Origin of the sequence: Terrabacter terrae, assembly GCF_039529575.1 — a bacterium.
Taxonomy (GTDB): Bacteria; Actinomycetota; Actinomycetes; order Actinomycetales; family Dermatophilaceae; genus Terrabacter; species Terrabacter terrae.
On record NZ_BAAANB010000021.1, the window covers coordinates 1538277 to 1554500 of the forward strand.

Sequence of the window (16224 nt, forward strand, 5' to 3'; positions counted from 1 at the left end):
GCTTGCTGCGCGCGTTGGAGGTCGGCACGAACGGCGCACCACGCGAACCGACCCGCAACCTGCGTGCGGAGCCCGGACCCGCGAACGAGCCACCTTCGACGGCAGGGCGGCCGCGGCGCGGTCAACCCGGCCGGTGCTCGCTGCAGGCCAAGGAGACCAGCGGAGCCGCGATCGTGGTCTGCCAGCGGCGGGCCCCCATCGAGGAGAGCGCGTCGGCGACCTCGGCCGTGGTGGGCGCGGCCGGGCCCTCCCACAGGAAGCGGCGCAGCAGGTCAGGCGTCAGGAGGTTCTCGACGGGCACGGCCAGCTCGGCGGAGACGGCGCCGAGCAGCTCACGCGAGCGCGTCAGGCGTGCGGCCGCCACCGGGTCGCGGTCGGGCCACGCCTTGGGTGGCGGCGGACCGGTCGGTGGCAGGGTCAGCGGCGGCAGTTCCGTCTCGGGCAGCTCCAGGGCGCGGGCGACCGTCTCGATGATCGCCTCCTGGTGGCGACGGATCGAGCGCGCCAGGCGAGGGTCGCTCGACGACACGGTGTGCGGAGGCCTGGTCGCGCGCTGGTTGGCGATGGCGATCTCGCTGATGGCGGCGTCGGGCAGGACGCGGCCGGGGGAGGTGTCGCGCTGCTGCGCGGTGGTGTCACGCCAGAACCACAGCTCGCGCACGATCGCGAGCCCGCGCCGGCCCCGCACCTTGTGCATGCCCGACGTGCGGCGCCAGGGGTCGACGCGGGGCTCGGGGCCACTGAAGTCGAGCAGGTGCTCGAACTCCTCGCGCGCCCACGCGTCCTTGCCCTGGGAGGCGAGCTCGGCGGCAACGGCGTCGCGGAGCTCGACGAGCACCTCGACGTCGAGGGCGGCATACCGGAGCCACGGCTCGGGCAGCGGGCGCACCGACCAGTCGACGGCGGAGTGCTCCTTGGCCAGCTGCAGCCCGAGGTAGTGCTCGACCATGGCGCCCAGGCCCACGCGGGGCAGGCCGGCCAGCCGGCCGCCGAGCTCGGTGTCGAAGAGCGCCTGTGGACGCAGCCCGACCTCCGTGAGGCAGGGCAGGTCCTGGGTGGCGGCGTGCAGGATCCACTCGGCGTCCCCGATCGCATCTCCTACGGGGGAGAGGTCGGGGCACGCGATGGGGTCGATGAGCCAGGTGCCGGAGCCCTCGCGTCGGATCTGCACGAGGTAGGCGCGCTGCCCGTAGCGGTAGCCGGAGGCCCGCTCGGCATCGATGCCGACAGGCCCCGTGCCGCCGGCGATGGCCTCGGCGGCACGCATCAGGGCGCGCTCGTCGACCACGACGTCCGGCACGCCGTCGCGCGGGTGGGTCAGTGGCACGAGAGTCGGCGCGGTGTCCGTGCCGTCCGCCACGGGCTCGTCTGCAGCAGCGGCAGCATCGATCACACTGGAGTCTGCGACCACGTCGGTTGCGAGCTCGTCCGTGGCCTCGTCGGTCGGCTCCCTGGGCTCCGCCGTCACCGGCGCTGCCCCGGCAGGGGGACGACGCCGTCGGGCAGCGGCGGGATGCCCGCGATGGTGCACAGCATGTCGGCCCAGGCGCGCAGGTGCTCCGGCGCGTCGCCGCCGACCGGCGTCCAGGAGGCGCGGATCTCCATCTCGACGCTCGCCTCGCGATCGGCGAGCCCGGCGAAGCTCTCGCTGACGACGCGCGTCACGGTGCCCGCCTCTGCTGTCCAGGAGAGCCCGCGACTGACCAGCGAGTCGGTGAGCCAGGACCAGCCCACGGCGCCGAGCATCGGGTCCCCGGCCAGTTCCGGCTCGAGCTCGGCTCTGGCGAAGGTGACAATGCGCCACTGGCCGTCCCAGGTCTCCGGTGCCGCGGGGTCGTGCAGCAGCACGAACCGGCCCGTTGCGAGGTCCTCGTCGGGGTCGGCGACGTCGATGACGTCGGCGGTGATCGCAGCGGCGTACGGCGCGATGCGCGTCGGGGCGGGGACCTCGGTCAGGCGCACCTCGGAGCGCAGACGGACGTCTCGCAGGGCGCTCAGCGTCCTTGCGAAGACCGCGCCGTGGCTGCCCGGCAACGTTCTCGTGTGCACCGCACGAGCGTATGCCGCGTGCGGGCGTTCTGTCCTCAGGCACGCCGGGTGAGCGTGGCTCGGGGGGCACCCTGCGTCATGGCAGGATTGACCGGTGCCGACCGCAGCCCTACCAGACACCCGCCAGAGCGACCTCGTGCGCGCTGCCCGCAGGGAGCCGGTCAGCCGCACCCCCGTGTGGTTCATGCGCCAGGCCGGCCGCTCCCTGCCCGAGTACCGCGCGATCCGCGAGGGCGTGCCGATGCTCGAGTCCTGCATGCGTCCCGAGCTCGTCACCGAGATCACCCTGCAGCCGGTGCGCCGCCACGGGGTCGATGCCGCCATCTTCTTCAGCGACATCGTGGTACCGCTCAAGGCGATCGGGGTCGACCTCGACATCGTGCCGGGGGTGGGTCCCGTCGTGGCGCGGCCCGTGCGCTCGGCCGCCGACCTCGACCAGCTCGTGCCCCTGACGCCGGAGCACGTGCCCTTCGTCACCGAGTCGGTGCAGCAGGTCGTCCGCGAGCTGGGTGAGACGCCGTTGATCGGTTTCGCCGGCGCCCCGTTCACGCTGGCCTCCTACCTCGTCGAGGGTGGCCCGTCGAAGAACCACGAGAAGACCAAGGCGCTCATGCACGGCGACCCGCGGCTGTGGGATGCGCTGTGCGCCAGGCTTGCCCAGATCTCGGGGGAGTTCCTTCGCGTCCAGGCGCAGGCCGGTGCCAGCGCCGTCCAGCTCTTCGACTCGTGGGCGGGCGCGTTGTCGCGCGCCGACTACGCCGCTCTGGCGCAACCGCACTCCGCGGCCGCGCTCGCAGCCGTCGAGGACCTCGACGTGCCGCGCATCCACTTCGGCGTCGGCACCGGAGAGCTGCTCACGCTCATGGGAGAGGCCGGGGCCGAGGTCGTCGGCGTCGACTACCGCGTGTCGCTGACCGACGCCGTCGACCGTCTCGGGCCGGGGTATGCCGTCCAGGGCAACCTCGACCCCGCGCTGCTGTTCGCGCCGTGGGAGGCGCTCGAACGGCGGGTGCGCGAGATCGTGGAGGAGGGGCGTCGGGCGCCCGGGCACATCTTCAACCTCGGTCACGGCGTGCTGCCGAACGTCGACCCCGACGTGCTCACGCGCGTCACGGCGCTCGTGCACGAGTGCTCGGGCCGCGGATGACGGCAACGGCGCCCAGGATGACCACGGCTGCGCCCTCGGTCGCTCGCTCCAGCCTGACCATGCTCGGCGGCTCGGTCGCCTCGCGTCTGCTCGGCATCCTGCGCAACGCCCTCATCACGGCGATCATCGGGCTCACGCTTGCCGGTGACGCGTTCTCGCTCGCGAACACCCTGCCCAACGTGCTCTACGTCCTCGCCGCGGGGGGCATCCTCAACGCCGTCCTGATCCCGTCGCTGGCGCGTGCGATGAAGCTCGACGACGGCGGGCAGGAGTTCACCGACCGAGTCATCACCGTCGCGCTCGCCGGGATGGCGGCCATCACGGTCCTCGTCATGGCAGGGGCAGGCGGCTTCGTCTGGCTGCTCGCGCGCAACTCCTCGCCGGATTTCAAGAGCCTGGCGCTGGCCTTCTCGCTGATCTGCCTGCCGCAGATCTTCTTCTACGGACTCTTCGCCCTCCTCGGCCAGATTCTCAATGCCAGAGGCCGGTTCGGCGCGTTCGCGTGGGCGCCGTTCATCGCCAACGTGGTCGCTGTCGCCGGGCTGCTGCTCTTCCTCGTCGTCTTCCCCAAGCCGCATCTCCTCGACGCTGCCGGCCAGGCCCGCGCCCGCAACCCGTCGGAGTGGACGGCGCCGATGATCTGGCTCTTCGCCGGCTCGGCCACCCTCTCTGTCGTCGTCCAGGCGCTGTCGCTGCTCCCGGCGCTGCGCCGCACCGGCTTCCGCTACCGCCCCCGCTGGGGTGTGCGCGGTGTCGGACTAGGAGGCGTGAGCCGCCTGGCCCTCTGGGCCTTCGCGGGCCTGGCCATCTCGCAGCTCGGCTTCTTCATCAGCCAGGGCGTCCTCAACAACGCGACGTCCTCCGCGGCTCAGATGGGCCTCGGTCGCGAGGTGCGCGGCCCCGCGGCATACGGGGTCGCCTTCACCCTGTTCATGCTGCCGCACGCCTTCGTGACCACCTCAATCATCACCGCCCTCTTCCCGCGCTTCTCGGCGTCCGCCGCCTCCGGCGACCGGGTCGCCCTGCGGCGCGACTTCCGGCAGGGCCTGACCATGCCGCTCGTGGCCAACGTGCCGATCATGGTGCTCGTCATCGTCCTGGCCCGCCCGATCGTGGCCCTGCTGTATCCCAGCGGCGCCGACCCGCGGTCGATCGAGGTGTCGGCGAGCGTGCTCGTCATCATGATCCTCGGCCTCGTGCCGTTCGGGCTGGACCTGCTCTGCTACCGCATGTTCTTCGCCCTCGAGGACGGCAAGCCGACGGTGGTCATGCAGGCACTGCTGACCGGCATCAGCGCCCTCGCCGGAGTCGTCACCTTCTTCGTCAACCCGGTGTGGGCGATCGGGATCATGGCGATGGGGCAGACCGTGGGCAACGTCGTCAGCTCCGGCGTCGGGCTCTACCAGCTGCGCCGCCGCACCGGCAGCCTCGGCCTCATGGGCTCCGTCGTCACGGCGTCGCGGGTCGGCATCGCCGCCACGGTGGCCGGGCTCGTCGCCTGGGCCGTCACGGTGGTGGTCCACCCGATCACCGCCGGAGCCATCGACGGGTCGTCGTCAGTCGGCAAGCGGATCTTTGCCAGCGCCCTGGAGATCGGCCTGACCGGCCTCGTCTTCGGCGTGATCTACCTCGGCATCGCCCACGCGATGCACGTCCGGGAGGTGCGCCAGGTGTCCGACATGGTGCGCCGCCGGCTGGTCCGCTGAGGCTCTGAGCTCCTGAGGCCACACCACGGCGGCGGGGGACTGGGTCACCGAGCCACTGCAAGGCCTCGGACGGTCACCGGGACCCTCACTGGCGCGGGTCGGAGGTCCCGGAGGTCGAAGAGGTGCCGGTGGAAGCGGTGCCGCCGGAGGCAGGAGCGCTCACGGTGGGAACGGTGGGAGGCGAGCTGGGCGAGGCGGCCGGAGCTGCGCCGGCACCGCGGCGACGCCACAGCCGCAGGGCGAGCAGGCCGAGCGGCACGAGGACGAGGAGCCACGGCAGCAGCGCGGCCAGCCCGGTCAGCACGACCGTGAGCGAGCCGAGAAGGCTGTCCCAGGCCGACCTCAGACCCGTGGCGAGGCCGTTGCCGGAGGGCGCTGGCGTGGGCGCCGTCGTGGTGGCGGTCCACAGCGAGACGGTGACGTCGCTGGTCGTCGTCATGGCGTCGAGCTGCGCCAGGCGCTGGGTCAGCGAGTCGAGCTCGGCCTGACGGCGGGTCAGCTCGCTCTCGAGCGTGATGATCTGCTGCAGGTCGGTCGCCTTCGCGAGCAGCGCACGCACCCGGTCGATCCCGTCGCGCATCGGCTGGATCCGCGCCCTGGTGTCGACGTAGGTGTCGGTCACGTCCTCCGACTGCGACGAGCGGTAGCTGACGGTGCCGAGCCGGGACAGCTGTGTCAGCACCTCGTCGAGCGCCTTGGCGGGCACGTTGAGCACCATCCGCGCCTGGTCCACCCCGACCTCCTGCAAGGATTCAGTCGAGTGGCTGGGTGGCTGGGTGCCCGACGAGCCCGTCACCCCGCTGGGGGATGAGTCGACCGGGCCTCCGGTCGGGCCGCCGGTGGGATCGATCGACGTGACGACGTTCTCGGAGGTGACCTGACCGCCAGCGTCGGTGGCGACGACGCGCGCGCGGGCCGCGGCTCCGGCCAGGTCGCTCACCTTGAGCCCGAGCCAGGCAGTGCGGGCGATCTTGGGACCGACGACCACCGAGTCGCCGGCACCGGCGGAGGCGCTGGGAGACTGCGCCCCTTCCTTGCTCGCGCCGGAACCAGAGGGAACCGACGGGGCCGACGGCGAGATGGCGGCGCCGGCAGACCCGCTGCCTGCCCTCGCGGGAGCGCCCCGGTCGGCAGCCACCCCGGCGTCGGCCGACGGCCTGACGGATCCGCCGGTCACGCCGCGCAGGCCGAGGGGGATCGCGAGCCCGAGCAGGACGACGGCGGACCCGGCGGCGATGACGAGTCGGCGCGTCGACGGCGCCCGCGAGGCCCGGAGGAACGGCCGAGCTGACGACTGAGGGGACGACTGCCCGGGTGACTCGGTGGGCGACGAGTCGGCTGCTGTCGCGGAGGTGTCACGGGGCAGGTGCGAGAGGGCGGTCATGGGTGAGCCTTTCGACGGGTCGCCTCCGCGGTGGCCTCGTGGTGGTGGAGCGCCCGCGACGCAGCCATGGCGACGTGATGCCTGCACAGACACCTGAGCGGCCGGGGACGTTGCGGGGCCCTGGCTGCACCGACCCCGAGGTGCGCAGCCCCGAGCACGGCACCGCCGGACGCGAGTGGAAGAGTGGCGGCATGGCAACGACGGTCGCCGTCCTCGGCGGTGGGATCAGCGGGCTGGCGGCGGCGTGGGAGCTCTGCCGTTCCGACAGCGGCTGCGAGGTGACGCTGCTCGAGGGCACCGACCGCGTGGGTGGCAAGCTCCGCCTCGCGGAGGTCGGCGGAGTGCGCATCGACGTCGGCGCCGAGTCGGTGCTCGCCCGCCGGCCGGAGGCCCTGACCCTCTTCGACGAGCTGGGGCTCGCCGACCGCGTCACCCACCCAGGCCCTGCCGGTGCCTCGATCGTCTCGCGCGGGAAGCGCTGGCCGATGCCGCGCGGCACCCTGATGGGGGTGCCGTCCGACCCCGAGTCCGTACGCGGACTGCTGACCTCGGACGAGGTCGACCGGCTCGCGCGCGAGGTCCTCGGAGAGGTCGTCGAGGGTGACGTGTCCGTGGGCGACCTCGTCGACCGTCGGCTCGGCAACGCGGTGACCGACCGGCTCGTGGAGCCGCTGCTCGCGGGGGTCTATGCCGGCCACGCCCGTGAGATCTCCGCCGAGCAGGCGGTGCCGGTGCTCGCTGCGGCGGCCCGTGACGGGCGGCCGTTGCTCGATGTGGCCCGCACCGCGGCCGCCGCTGCGGCCAACGGCTCCGCGGCCGGTCGCCCGGTGTTCGCGTCCCTCGTCGGAGGGCTCGGCACGCTGCCGGAGGAGCTGGAGCGCCGGCTCGCCGAGTCCGGGGTCGACCTCCGCACGAGCACGGTGGTCCGGGAGCTGGGCCGGGACGGCGACGGCTGGGTCGTCTCGACCGGTCCGACCACCGACGTGACCCAGGAGCGCTTCGACGCCGTCGTGGTGGCCACGCCGGCAGCCCCGGCCTCGCGCCTGCTGAGGACCGTCGCTCCCGCCGCCGCGAGTGCCTTGGCAGGCATCGAGTACGCGTCGATGGCGATCGTCACGCTCGCGCTCGACGGTCCGCCGCCCGCCGTCCTCGACGGCAGCGGCTTCCTCGTGCCGCCGACCGAGCCGCTGACCATCAAGGCGTCGACCTTCAGCTCGGTCAAGTGGCCCTGGCTCGCCGCAGCACACCCCGAGCGGACCTTCCTGAGGGCTTCGGTGGGACGCCACCGCGAGGAGAGCTCACTCCAGCGGTCCGATGCCGAGCTCGTCGAGGTCGCCCTCGCCGACCTGCGGCGGGTTCTCGGTGAGCTGCCGCAACCGAGCGCCGCCCACGTGCAGCGCTGGGGTGGGGGACTGCCGCAGTATGCCGTCGGGCACCGTGCGCGACTGGCGCCCACCCGGGACCTCCCACCGGGGCTCGCGCTGGGCGGGGCGGCATACGACGGGGTGGGCATCCCGGCCTGCATCGCCTCCGGTCGGGCCGCTGCTCGGGCCGTCCTGACCCCCTGACAGGCGGCCCCCGGGAAGTTGCGAGAATGGGGTCATGAGCGAGCGCCTGACCCCGGCAAGAATGCGAGAGATCAACGACACCATCCGCTACTCGATGTGGTCGGTGTTCAGCAGCGTCACCCCCCTCGGTGACGACCGCGAGAAGCTGGTCTCCGAGCTCGAGGCCTTCCTCGAGGACCTCGTGGGCGAGGGCGTCGTCGTGCGCGGCCTCTACGACGTGGCGGGCCTGCGCGGCGACGCCGACTTCATGGTGTGGTGGCACGCCGAGACGATCGAGCGGCTGCAGTCGGCCTACCACCGGCTCCTGCGCACCGAGCTCGGCCAGCACCTCGAGCCCGTGTGGAGCAGCGCGGCGCTGCACCGGCCGGCCGAGTTCAACAAGAGCCACATCCCGGCGTTCATGGCCGAGGAGGTGTCGCGCAAGTACCTCTGCGTCTACCCGTTCGTCCGCTCCTACGACTGGTACCTCCTCGAGGACAGCGAGCGGCGCGACCTGCTGCGCGAGCACGGGCAGATGGCGCGCGACTTCCCGGACGTGCGGGCCAACACCATCGCCTCCTTCGCCCTGGGCGACTACGAGTGGCTGCTGGCCTTCGAGGCCGACGAGCTGCACCGCATCGTCGACCTGATGCGCGAGCTGCGGGCCTCCCGCGCCCGCCTGCACGTGCGCGAGGAGATCCCCTTCTTCACCGGGCCCAAGGTCGAGCCGGCCGAGCTGGTGGCCAACTTGCGCTGACCTCGCTGCTCCACGACGCACGAATGGGCCCCGCTCCCGGTGGAGCGGGGCTCACTCGTCGAACGTCCGGGCCAGGATGGCGATGATCGGGATCAGCAGGAAGGCGAGCCAGGACCGGGTCAGGAAGAACGTGCCGAGGGCGATGAACGGCGACAGGCTCACGAGGGTCCGCGCGAGCTTCGCGCGCGGCGAGGACGACACGGCAGGCGGGGTCTGCGGCGCGGGAGGTGCCGGCGCGCCCACCGTCGAGCCGACCGTCGAGCCGAGCGACGAACCACTGGGCTGGCCCAGCTTCGGCCGAGGTTCGGGAAGGTCGACGAACAGCGACGTGATCTCCCGCCGGACGACGGCGTCGTTCGCCCGGCCACGACGGTCCTCGTACTCGTTCGCGTCCAGCCGCCCGGCCGCGTGGTGCTCCGCCAGATCGGCGAGAGCCTGCTCCCGCTCGGCGCTGCTGATCCGGATCTCCCCGTCGTCCATGGATCGAATCTAGGCGAGGAGTCCGAGGCCCGACAGCCGACCGGTGATCAGGCCTCGCTCGCCGAGGCGCTGTCGTCCGGCTCCAGCCGCAGCGAGATCGAGTTGATGCAGTAGCGCTGGTCGGTCGGGGTGTCGTAGCCCTCGCCCTCGAAGACGTGCCCGAGGTGCGAGCCGCAGCTGGCGCACCGGACCTCGACGCGCTTCATCCCGAAGGACCTGTCCTCGATGAACTCGACGGAGTCGCCTGCCAGGGGGGAGTAGAACGAGGGCCACCCGCAGTGCGACTCGAACTTGGTGTCGCTGCGGAAGAGCTCGGCGCCGCACGCACGGCAGGAGTAGACGCCGTGCGTCTTGGTGTCGGTGTACTCGCCGCGGAAGGCCGGCTCGGTGCCCGCCTGGCGCAGGACCTTGTACTCGGCCGGCGTGAGGGCCGCGCGCCACTCCTCGTCGGTGCGCTGGACGGCATACGGCTTCTGGGAGGTGCTGTGCTCGCTCATGTCCTTCCCAACGCGATGCCACCGCGGTTTGTGCCCGAGCCCCGCTGGGCGCCGTGCGCGCCGGCACGCCCTGCGGCACGCCCTCCGACGTGATGTCACCGACCTTTGCCACGATGGGGCGGTGCCGGTGCGCCGCGTGGTCTCCCGTCCGGTGCTCGTGGCGGCGGCTGCGGGCACCGGCTCGCTGCTCGGCGCGGCCAGCGGCTCCCTGGCAGCCGCTGCCTACTTCGCCCGCAAGGTCGTGACGCCGGACGAGCTGCAGCCCGACGACGTCGAGATCGCCACCCACGACCGGCAGACCGTCACCTTCGCGAGCACGTCCGAGACCATGGCGGCCGGGCGCTACGGCGTCTGGCTCGACGGCGGGTCCGGTCACGCGCGCGTCGGCGAGGTCGTCGACGAGGGCGGCGGCACCGTGACGCGACGGCTGCTCGCCGTCGACCGAGGACGGCTCGAGGTCGGAACTGCGCGCTGGAACCAGTACTACTACTGGGACCGGCCCTCGGTGTGCCTGGGCCTGCCCGACGAGGACCTGCGCATTCAGTCCGACGTCGGTGCGCTTCCCGGCTGGCTCGTCCGCCCCGAGGGCGACGCGCGGGGGACCGACTGGGCGGTGCTGGTCCACGGTCGCGGCGCACGCAAGGAAGAGACCCTGCGGGCGGTGCCCGTCCTGAGCGACGCGGGCTGGACCAGCCTCGTCACCGCCTACCGCAACGACCGCGACGCGCCGCGCGGGCTGGACGGGCGCTACAGCCTGGGTTTGTCGGAGTGGCGCGACGTCGAGGCGGCCATGGCGTATGCCGTGTCGCACGGTGCGCGGCGGATCCTCCTCCTCGGGTGGTCGATGGGTGGCGCGATCGTCCTGCAGGCGCTCGACCGGTCGCCGCTGGCGCGCCACGTCGTGGGCGTCGCGCTCGACTCCCCGGTGGTCGACTGGGGTGTGGTCCTGCGGCACCACGGGAGGTTGCGCAGGGTCCCGGGTCCGCTCGTGCGTGTCGCCACCGACCTGATGGGCTCACGCCGCAGCCGGAGGCTCGTGGGGGTCCACGAGCCGATCGACGTGGCGCGCACCGACTGGGTCGCACGAGCAGGCGAGCTGCGCCATCCGATGCTCGTCATCGCCTCCGACGGCGACGACTTCGTCCCCGCCGGTCCCGCAGTGGCTCTCGCCGGGCGGCGGCCCGACCTCGTCCGGCTCGAGCGGTGGGAGACGGCCGGGCACTGCCGCGAGTGGAACCAGGACCCCGAGCGCTGGGAGCGCGTGCTGCGCGAGTTCGTCGAGACTCGGTGAGGCGCATCGCTCGATGACCTGCCGACCGTGTGGGTGTCGGCGGAGCCCACGCGTCGGGCGCTCAGCGCCTGACCCGCCACCGTCCCATGAGCGTGTCGTCCTGCTCGGCGAGGAGCTCGAGCTGCAGGTCGAGCGGGACGCCCTGCAGCGCCACCGGACGAGGGTGCTTCCCGCCGACGACCTGGGGCGCGATGGTGAAGCACAGCTCGTCCATGCGGCCCGCGGACAGGAACGCGGCCAGCAGGGTCGGGCCCCCCTCCGTGAGCACGTGGTCCCACCCCCGCTCGTGCAGGGCGGACAGCAGCGCGGCGACGTCGACCTCGTCCTCGCCGCAGACGATGACGTTCTCGTCGCCGAGGTCGCGTCGTGCCTGGGCCAGGCCCGGCGCGGAGGCGGGCACGGCCATGAGCGCTCGGCCGTCACGGCAGCCACTCAGCGTCGGGGGTACGGCGCCGCGGTTGCTCACCGCGACCAGGGGTAGCACCTCGGGCAGCCCGAGGCCGCGCCGCAGGTCCAGCAGCGAGCCGGCCACGGACAGAGGCGGATAGCCCTCCGCCCGGATGGTGCCGGCCCCGACGACGATCACCTGGCTGAGGGCCCGCAGCACCTCGAAGACGACGTGGTCCGCCTCGTTGTTGAGCGAGCCCGAGCGCCCGTCGGGACCGGTGGCGGCACCGTCGAGCGAGGTGATCATGTTGCAGCGCACCCAGGGACCACCCGGGGCGGCATACGCGGTGAAGAGGCCCGCGTCGTCGAGGTCGGCGAGAGCGGGCAGGCCGGAACCGCCGGGGACGAGCAGTCGCATGCCCGCCAGTATCCGTGGTGCATCCCGCCGCGCGGGGCCCGTCTCGGGCAGGATGTCGCCATGGGCAAGGGCGCGAAGGGCAAGAAGGGCAAGGGCAAGCACAAGAAGGACGCGAGAACGCGGAGCGGCAAGCTCGCCGCGGCCGTGGTGGAGCGGGCCGCTGAGCAGGACGAGCTGGTCGCGGAGCACGAGGCGGACGCCGTCAAGGAGATCAAGGACATCGGCAACGCCTTGCGCGTCGCCAAGGGCTTCGAGCTCGCCCTCGTGAACACCTCGGGCACACCGGGTTTCACCGGGAACAAGCTCGACGGCAAGGCGGCGCTGCAGGCCTGCGAGGCCGAGCTGGCTGACCAGCTCGAGCGGCTCTGGGCCGAGTCCACGGCCGGCGGGAAGCGGTCGGTGCTGCTGGTCGTGCAGGGCATGGACACCTCAGGCAAGGGCGGCATCATGCGGCACGTCATCTCGGTCAACCCCGAGGGCGTCAAGGCCACCGCGTTCAAGGCGCCGACCAAGGAGGAGCTGTCGCACGACTTCCTCTGGCGCATCGACAAGGCGCTGCCGGCGCCGGGACAGCTGGGGGTCTTCGACCGCTCGCAGTACGAGGACGTCCTCGTCGTCCGGGTGCACGACATCGTCCCGCAGGAGGTGTGGTCGAAGCGCTACGCGCAGATCAACGCGTTCGAGCGCAAGGTCGTGGCTGCGGGAACCACCGTCGTCAAGGTCATGCTGCACATGTCGAGGGACGAGCAGAAGGCCCGTCTCCTCCGGCGGCTCGACAGCCCGGAGAAGTACTACAAGTTCAACCCGGGCGACGTGGACGAGCGGGGGCAGTGGGACGCCTACATGGAGGCGTACCAGGCGGTGCTCGACAAGACGTCCACGGTCGGCGCCCCCTGGCACGTCGTCCCGGCGGACCGCAAGTGGTACGCCCGGCTCGCGGTGCAGCAGCTGCTCCTCGACGCACTGCGCGACATGAACCTGCAGTGGCCGCCTGCCGACTTCGACGTCGAGGGGGAGCGCAAACGGCTGGCGCTCAGCTGACCCGAGGAGGTATGCCGTCCCGCGCGGCCGTCGGTGACGACCGGGCGGGACGGTGGGCGGGCTCTCAGCCGGCGCGCGCGATCAGGGCAGGGGCCGCGCCGGCGAGGTCGACGCCGAGCGACCCGAAGGTGTGGCCGCGCCGCCCGGCGACCCGGCTCACGACGAAGGCGTCGGCCACGGGGCCGGGGGAGTGCCGGACCAGCAGGGCACCCTGCAGTGCCAGGGCGAGGCCCTCGACGACGGCGCGCGCCCCGAAGGTCGCTTCCGCCGACGCCGGGTCCAGCGAACTCGCCTGTGCCAGTGCGACGTCCACGTGCGCATCAAGCTCGCGGCTGTGGCCGCGCACCTCGTGCAGCTCCTTCGTCAGGGCCTCGAGGGTCGTCGGCTCGCGTGTCACGGCGCGCATCACGTCGAGGGCGTTGACGTTGCCGGAGCCCTCCCAGATCGAGTTGAGCGGCGCCTCGCGGTAGAGGCGGGCCACTCCGTTCTCCTCCACGTAGCCGTTGCCTCCGAGGCACTCGAGGGCCTCGGCGACCAGGGGCGCCGTGCGCTTGCACACCCAGAACTTCCCGAGCGCCACCCCGATGCGAGCGAGCTCGGTCTCGCCGCAGTCGACCGCGTGGGCCAGGCGGAGGCCGAGGACGGTGGCGGCCTCGGCCTCGAGGGCGAGGTCGGCCAGCACGTTGCGCATGAGGGGCTGGTCGACGAGCAGGGCGCCGAAGGCCGACCGGTGCCGGGCGTGGTGCACCGCCCTGGCCACCGCGTCGCGCATCGTGGCGCTCGAGCCGAGGACGCAGTCGAGACGGGTGGCGCCGACCATGTCGATGATCGTCCGGACGCCACGCCCCTCCTCGCCCAGGCGGCTCGCCCAGGTCTCCTCGAGCTCGACCTCGCTGGAGGCGTTGGAGTGGTTGCCGAGCTTGTCCTTGAGGCGCTGCAGCGCGAACGCGTTGCGGGTGCCGTCGTCGAGGCCCCGGGGCACCACGAAGCAGGTGAGGCCACCGGGCGCCTGCGCGAGCACCAGGAAGACGTCGCTCATCGGCGCCGAGCAGAACCACTTGTGGCCGGTGAGCCGGTAGGTCTCACCCGGCAGCGGGCCGCCGGGGGATGGCGTGGCACGGGTCGTGTTGGCGCGCACGTCCGAGCCGCCCTGCTTCTCGGTCATGCCCATGCCGGCGACGGCGCCGGCCTTCTGCGCGACGGGCCGGATGCCGAAGTCGTAGCGGCGGCTCGCGAGGGCCGGGAGCCACCGGTCGCGCAGGGTGGGGTCGTGCCGCAGGGCCGACGCGGCGGCATACGTCATCGACACGGGACAGCCGTGGCCGGCCTCGACCCGCGACCACAGGAGGAACCCGGCAGCGCGGCGCACGTGGGCGCCCGAGCCGGCCGGTGCGGTCCACGGCTCGGCGGTCAGGCCGGCACCCACCGCCTGCGTCATGAGCCAGTGCCAGGAGGGGTGGAACTCCACCTCGTCGATGCGGTTGCCCCGTGCGTCGTGGGTGCGCAGGACGGGCGGGTTGGTGTCGGCGAGCCGGGCGTGCTCCTGGGCCTCCTCGGTGCCGGCCAGGGCGCCGAGGGGCGCCAGCTCGGCCACCGCCGACGGGCCGGCCCACCGCTCGACGCACTCGCGCAGCGCGGCGTCGTCGAGGAGGAAGTCGCTGCCGAGGAACGGCGGGACCTGGTTGGTCACCTCGTGTGTGCTCACCCGCTGAGGGTAGGTCGTCAGTGAGGCGGGGCACGGGCGGACCGGGTGTCGCGCCGGTCACGCGTCACGGAGTGGCCCTGACCCGGTTAGCCTCGGACAACGATGAGCGTGCGGACGAGGACTCGAGCAGTGCTGGAGCGGGTGCCGTGGGGCCTCCGGCTCGGCCGGCTGGCCCGAGAGACGACCCGCGTGTGCCTGCGCTACCGGGTGACCGGGCTGGCGGCCGAGGGTGCGTTCTTCATGCTGCTCAGCCTCCCGCCGCTGGTGCTCGGGCTCTTCGGCGGGCTGGGCTTCGTCGGCAACTGGATCGGGGCAGCGACGACGCAGAACATCGTGTCGGCCATCGAGGCGTATGCCTCGCGCTTCCTCTCCGAGTCCAGCATCAAGGAGCTGCTCCTGCCGACCATCTCGGACGTGCTCGGCAGCGGCCGCGTCGACATCGTCTCGGTCGGCTTCGTGCTCTCGCTCTGGTCGGGGTCCCGCGCCCTCAACGTCTTCGTGGACACGGTGTCGATCATGTACGGGCAGAACGGCGCTCGCGGGATCGTGCACATGCGGGCCTTCAGTCTCCTGCTCTACTCCATCGGCATCGTCTCGGCCGTCATCGTGCTGCCGCTGATGCTCCTCGGACCCGGGCTGCTGTCCTCCTGGCTGCCGGAGGTGGCCGCGACCGTCACTCGTGCGCTCTACTGGCCCGCGCTCATCGCCTTCGGCGTGGTGCTCCTCGCCTCGATGTACCACGTGTCCACGCCGCACCGCAGCCCCTGGCGGCGCAACCTTCCGGGCGCGGTTCTGGCCATGGCGATCTGGATGGTCGCGTCCTACGTCGTGCGCATCTCGCTCGAGGCCTCGATGGGCGGATCCTCCATCTACGGACCGCTCAGCACGCCCATCGTCCTGCTGGTGTGGCTCTACGCCCTGGCGATCGCCATCCTCATCGGCGCCGGGATGAACGCGGCCGTGCGCCTCCTGTGGCCCGTCGACCTGCACGAGGGCACCGACGTGCGGTTGGTCAACTGGGCCAAGGAGGGCGCGGGCGCGCTCCTTGGGCGCGGCGAGGGCAGCGGTGGCGCGGGGGCTGGCACGGCGCACGACGCGGGCCTGGAGGCGGGCACGGAGGTGCGCACCGAGTCGGGCACCGAGGCGGCGCGACACAGGGCCACGAGTGACGAGGGGCAGGACCGTGGGCGTGACCAGCAGTTTCACAGCAAGGCGCCCGGAGCTCTCGGTGCAGCCATCCGGCGTGGGGTGGGGGCGGGCTCGCCGGAGGCCGCCGTGGGGGAGTCGGGGGAGGCCGCGCCCGGCCACCCGGAGGCCGCGAATCCGCCTGCGGCGCGGCCCTGACGGGGGTGCAGCCGCCGGTTTTGTATCTGGTCGAGCGATCGGCTAATGTCTAGCAAGCACCGAGCGGGGAAGTTACACCGCTGGTGTTCCCGCGGACGTAGCTCAGTTGGTAGAGCGCAACCTTGCCAAGGTTGAGGTCGCCGGTTCGAGCCCGGTCGTCCGCTCGGAGGCAAAGATCCACTTGCCTTCCACGGTGGAGTGGCCGAGAGGCGAGGCAGCGGCCTGCAAAGCCGCGTACACGGGTTCAAATCCCGTCTCCACCTCGGTGAGACACCACGCAGGACCCAGCAGTACCAGCAACACCCACGGGCGATTGGCGCAGCGGTAGCGCGCTTCCTTGACACGGAAGAGGTCACTGGTTCAAACCCAGTATCGCCCACCACCACGAGACAGCCCCTGACCAGCGGAAACGCCGGTCAGGGGCTGCTTCTTTCGGGGGGCCGATCGGCTCCGAAGTGCTGATGCTTGACT

14 protein-coding genes and 3 tRNA genes are annotated in these 16224 nt (G+C 72.4%); 10 read left to right on the plus strand and 7 right to left on the minus strand.

Going from position 1 to position 16224, the window contains the following annotated elements:
• Positions 1-121 precede the first annotated feature (121 nt).
• Together ABD194_RS17395 and ABD194_RS17400 are read right to left on the minus strand one after the other, a co-directional pair.
• Entirely contained in the window at positions 122-1468 is a 1347-nt protein-coding gene (locus ABD194_RS17395; RefSeq protein ID WP_343993681.1) for an HRDC domain-containing protein, read from the minus strand.
• A complete protein-coding gene (locus ABD194_RS17400; protein ID WP_343993683.1) occupies positions 1465-2049 on the minus strand; it encodes a DUF3000 domain-containing protein in 585 nt (194 codons plus the stop codon). The genes ABD194_RS17395 and ABD194_RS17400 overlap by 4 nt, the downstream gene beginning before the upstream one ends.
• 94 nt (positions 2050-2143) lie before the next feature.
• Here ABD194_RS17400 and hemE point away from each other — a divergent pair, with 94 nt between their 5' ends.
• Together hemE and murJ are read left to right on the plus strand one after the other, a co-directional pair.
• A complete protein-coding gene (gene hemE, locus ABD194_RS17405; RefSeq protein WP_343993685.1) occupies positions 2144-3196 on the plus strand; it encodes a uroporphyrinogen decarboxylase in 1053 nt (350 codons plus the stop codon).
• 17 nt (positions 3197-3213) lie between these two features.
• Positions 3214-4902 carry a murein biosynthesis integral membrane protein MurJ gene (gene murJ / locus ABD194_RS17410; RefSeq protein WP_343993687.1) on the plus strand — a complete coding sequence of 563 codons (1689 nt, stop codon included), beginning with the start codon at positions 3214-3216 and terminating at the stop codon, positions 4900-4902.
• Positions 4903-4987: 85 nt separating this feature from the next.
• Here the strand turns inward: murJ and ABD194_RS17415 are convergent, their stop codons facing one another.
• The gene (locus ABD194_RS17415; protein ID WP_343993689.1) at positions 4988-6286 is read right to left on the minus strand and encodes a DUF4349 domain-containing protein; all 1299 of its coding nucleotides are present in this window, start codon (positions 6284-6286) and stop codon (positions 4988-4990) included.
• A 191-nt stretch (positions 6287-6477) separates the two neighbouring features.
• Between ABD194_RS17415 and hemG the strand changes: the two genes are divergently transcribed.
• Together hemG and hemQ are read left to right on the plus strand one after the other, a co-directional pair.
• The gene (gene hemG, locus ABD194_RS17420; RefSeq protein WP_343993691.1) at positions 6478-7854 is read left to right on the plus strand and encodes a protoporphyrinogen oxidase; all 1377 of its coding nucleotides are present in this window, start codon (positions 6478-6480) and stop codon (positions 7852-7854) included.
• Between the two features lie 34 nt (positions 7855-7888).
• Positions 7889-8590, plus strand: coding sequence for a hydrogen peroxide-dependent heme synthase (gene hemQ, locus ABD194_RS17425; RefSeq protein WP_343993693.1), 702 nt, complete (start codon positions 7889-7891; stop codon positions 8588-8590).
• A gap of 51 nt (positions 8591-8641) precedes the next feature.
• Here hemQ and ABD194_RS17430 read toward each other — a convergent pair whose 3' ends face one another.
• Complete coding sequence (locus tag ABD194_RS17430; protein ID WP_343993695.1) at positions 8642-9070, minus strand: DUF1707 SHOCT-like domain-containing protein; 429 nt, start codon at positions 9068-9070, stop codon at positions 8642-8644.
• Between the two features lie 47 nt (positions 9071-9117).
• Complete coding sequence (msrB, locus tag ABD194_RS17435; RefSeq protein WP_343993697.1) at positions 9118-9567, minus strand: peptide-methionine (R)-S-oxide reductase MsrB; 450 nt, start codon at positions 9565-9567, stop codon at positions 9118-9120.
• Positions 9568-9688: 121 nt separating this feature from the next.
• On the opposite strand from msrB, the gene ABD194_RS17440 reads away from it, so the two are divergent.
• The gene (locus ABD194_RS17440; RefSeq protein ID WP_343993700.1) at positions 9689-10858 is read left to right on the plus strand and encodes an alpha/beta hydrolase family protein; all 1170 of its coding nucleotides are present in this window, start codon (positions 9689-9691) and stop codon (positions 10856-10858) included.
• Positions 10859-10919: 61 nt separating this feature from the next.
• Here the strand turns inward: ABD194_RS17440 and ABD194_RS17445 are convergent, their stop codons facing one another.
• A complete protein-coding gene (locus tag ABD194_RS17445) occupies positions 10920-11663 on the minus strand; it encodes a dihydrofolate reductase family protein (RefSeq protein WP_343993702.1) in 744 nt (247 codons plus the stop codon).
• 60 nt (positions 11664-11723) lie between these two features.
• On the opposite strand from ABD194_RS17445, the gene ABD194_RS17450 reads away from it, so the two are divergent.
• Positions 11724-12704, plus strand: coding sequence for a polyphosphate kinase 2 family protein (locus tag ABD194_RS17450; RefSeq protein ID WP_343993704.1), 981 nt, complete (start codon positions 11724-11726; stop codon positions 12702-12704).
• Positions 12705-12768: 64 nt separating this feature from the next.
• On the opposite strand, the gene ABD194_RS17455 is transcribed toward ABD194_RS17450, so the two are convergent.
• Positions 12769-14409 carry an acyl-CoA dehydrogenase family protein gene (locus ABD194_RS17455; RefSeq protein WP_343993706.1) on the minus strand — a complete coding sequence of 547 codons (1641 nt, stop codon included), beginning with the start codon at positions 14407-14409 and terminating at the stop codon, positions 12769-12771.
• Positions 14410-14511: 102 nt separating this feature from the next.
• Between ABD194_RS17455 and ABD194_RS17460 the strand changes: the two genes are divergently transcribed.
• From ABD194_RS17460 to ABD194_RS17475, 4 genes are all read left to right on the plus strand, one after another.
• Positions 14512-15753, plus strand: a complete 1242-nt coding sequence (locus ABD194_RS17460; RefSeq protein WP_343993708.1) for a YihY/virulence factor BrkB family protein — start codon at positions 14512-14514, stop codon at positions 15751-15753.
• Positions 15754-15844: 91 nt separating this feature from the next.
• Positions 15845-15917 (plus strand) — tRNA-Gly (locus ABD194_RS17465).
• A 28-nt stretch (positions 15918-15945) separates the two neighbouring features.
• Positions 15946-16016, plus strand: a tRNA-Cys gene (locus ABD194_RS17470).
• A gap of 44 nt (positions 16017-16060) precedes the next feature.
• Positions 16061-16135 (plus strand) — tRNA-Val (locus ABD194_RS17475).
• Positions 16136-16224 lie beyond the last annotated feature (89 nt).

Excerpts from the sequence above, each read along its gene's own strand:
- ABD194_RS17445 (WP_343993702.1), bottom strand. The coding sequence starts at position 11,663 with ATGCGACTGCTCGTCCCCGGCGGTTCCGGCCTGCCCGCTCTCGCCGAC.
- ABD194_RS17430 (WP_343993695.1), bottom strand. The coding sequence starts at position 9,070 with ATGGACGACGGGGAGATCCGGATCAGCAGCGCCGAGCGGGAGCAGGCT.
- ABD194_RS17450 (WP_343993704.1), top strand. The coding sequence starts at position 11,724 with ATGGGCAAGGGCGCGAAGGGCAAGAAGGGCAAGGGCAAGCACAAGAAG.
- hemG (WP_343993691.1), top strand. The coding sequence starts at position 6,478 with ATGGCAACGACGGTCGCCGTCCTCGGCGGTGGGATCAGCGGGCTGGCG.
- ABD194_RS17415 (WP_343993689.1), bottom strand. The coding sequence starts at position 6,286 with ATGACCGCCCTCTCGCACCTGCCCCGTGACACCTCCGCGACAGCAGCC.
- murJ (WP_343993687.1), top strand. The coding sequence starts at position 3,214 with ATGACCACGGCTGCGCCCTCGGTCGCTCGCTCCAGCCTGACCATGCTC.
- ABD194_RS17460 (WP_343993708.1), top strand. The coding sequence starts at position 14,512 with ATGAGCGTGCGGACGAGGACTCGAGCAGTGCTGGAGCGGGTGCCGTGG.
- msrB (WP_343993697.1), bottom strand. The coding sequence starts at position 9,567 with ATGAGCGAGCACAGCACCTCCCAGAAGCCGTATGCCGTCCAGCGCACC.
- hemQ (WP_343993693.1), top strand. The coding sequence starts at position 7,889 with ATGAGCGAGCGCCTGACCCCGGCAAGAATGCGAGAGATCAACGACACC.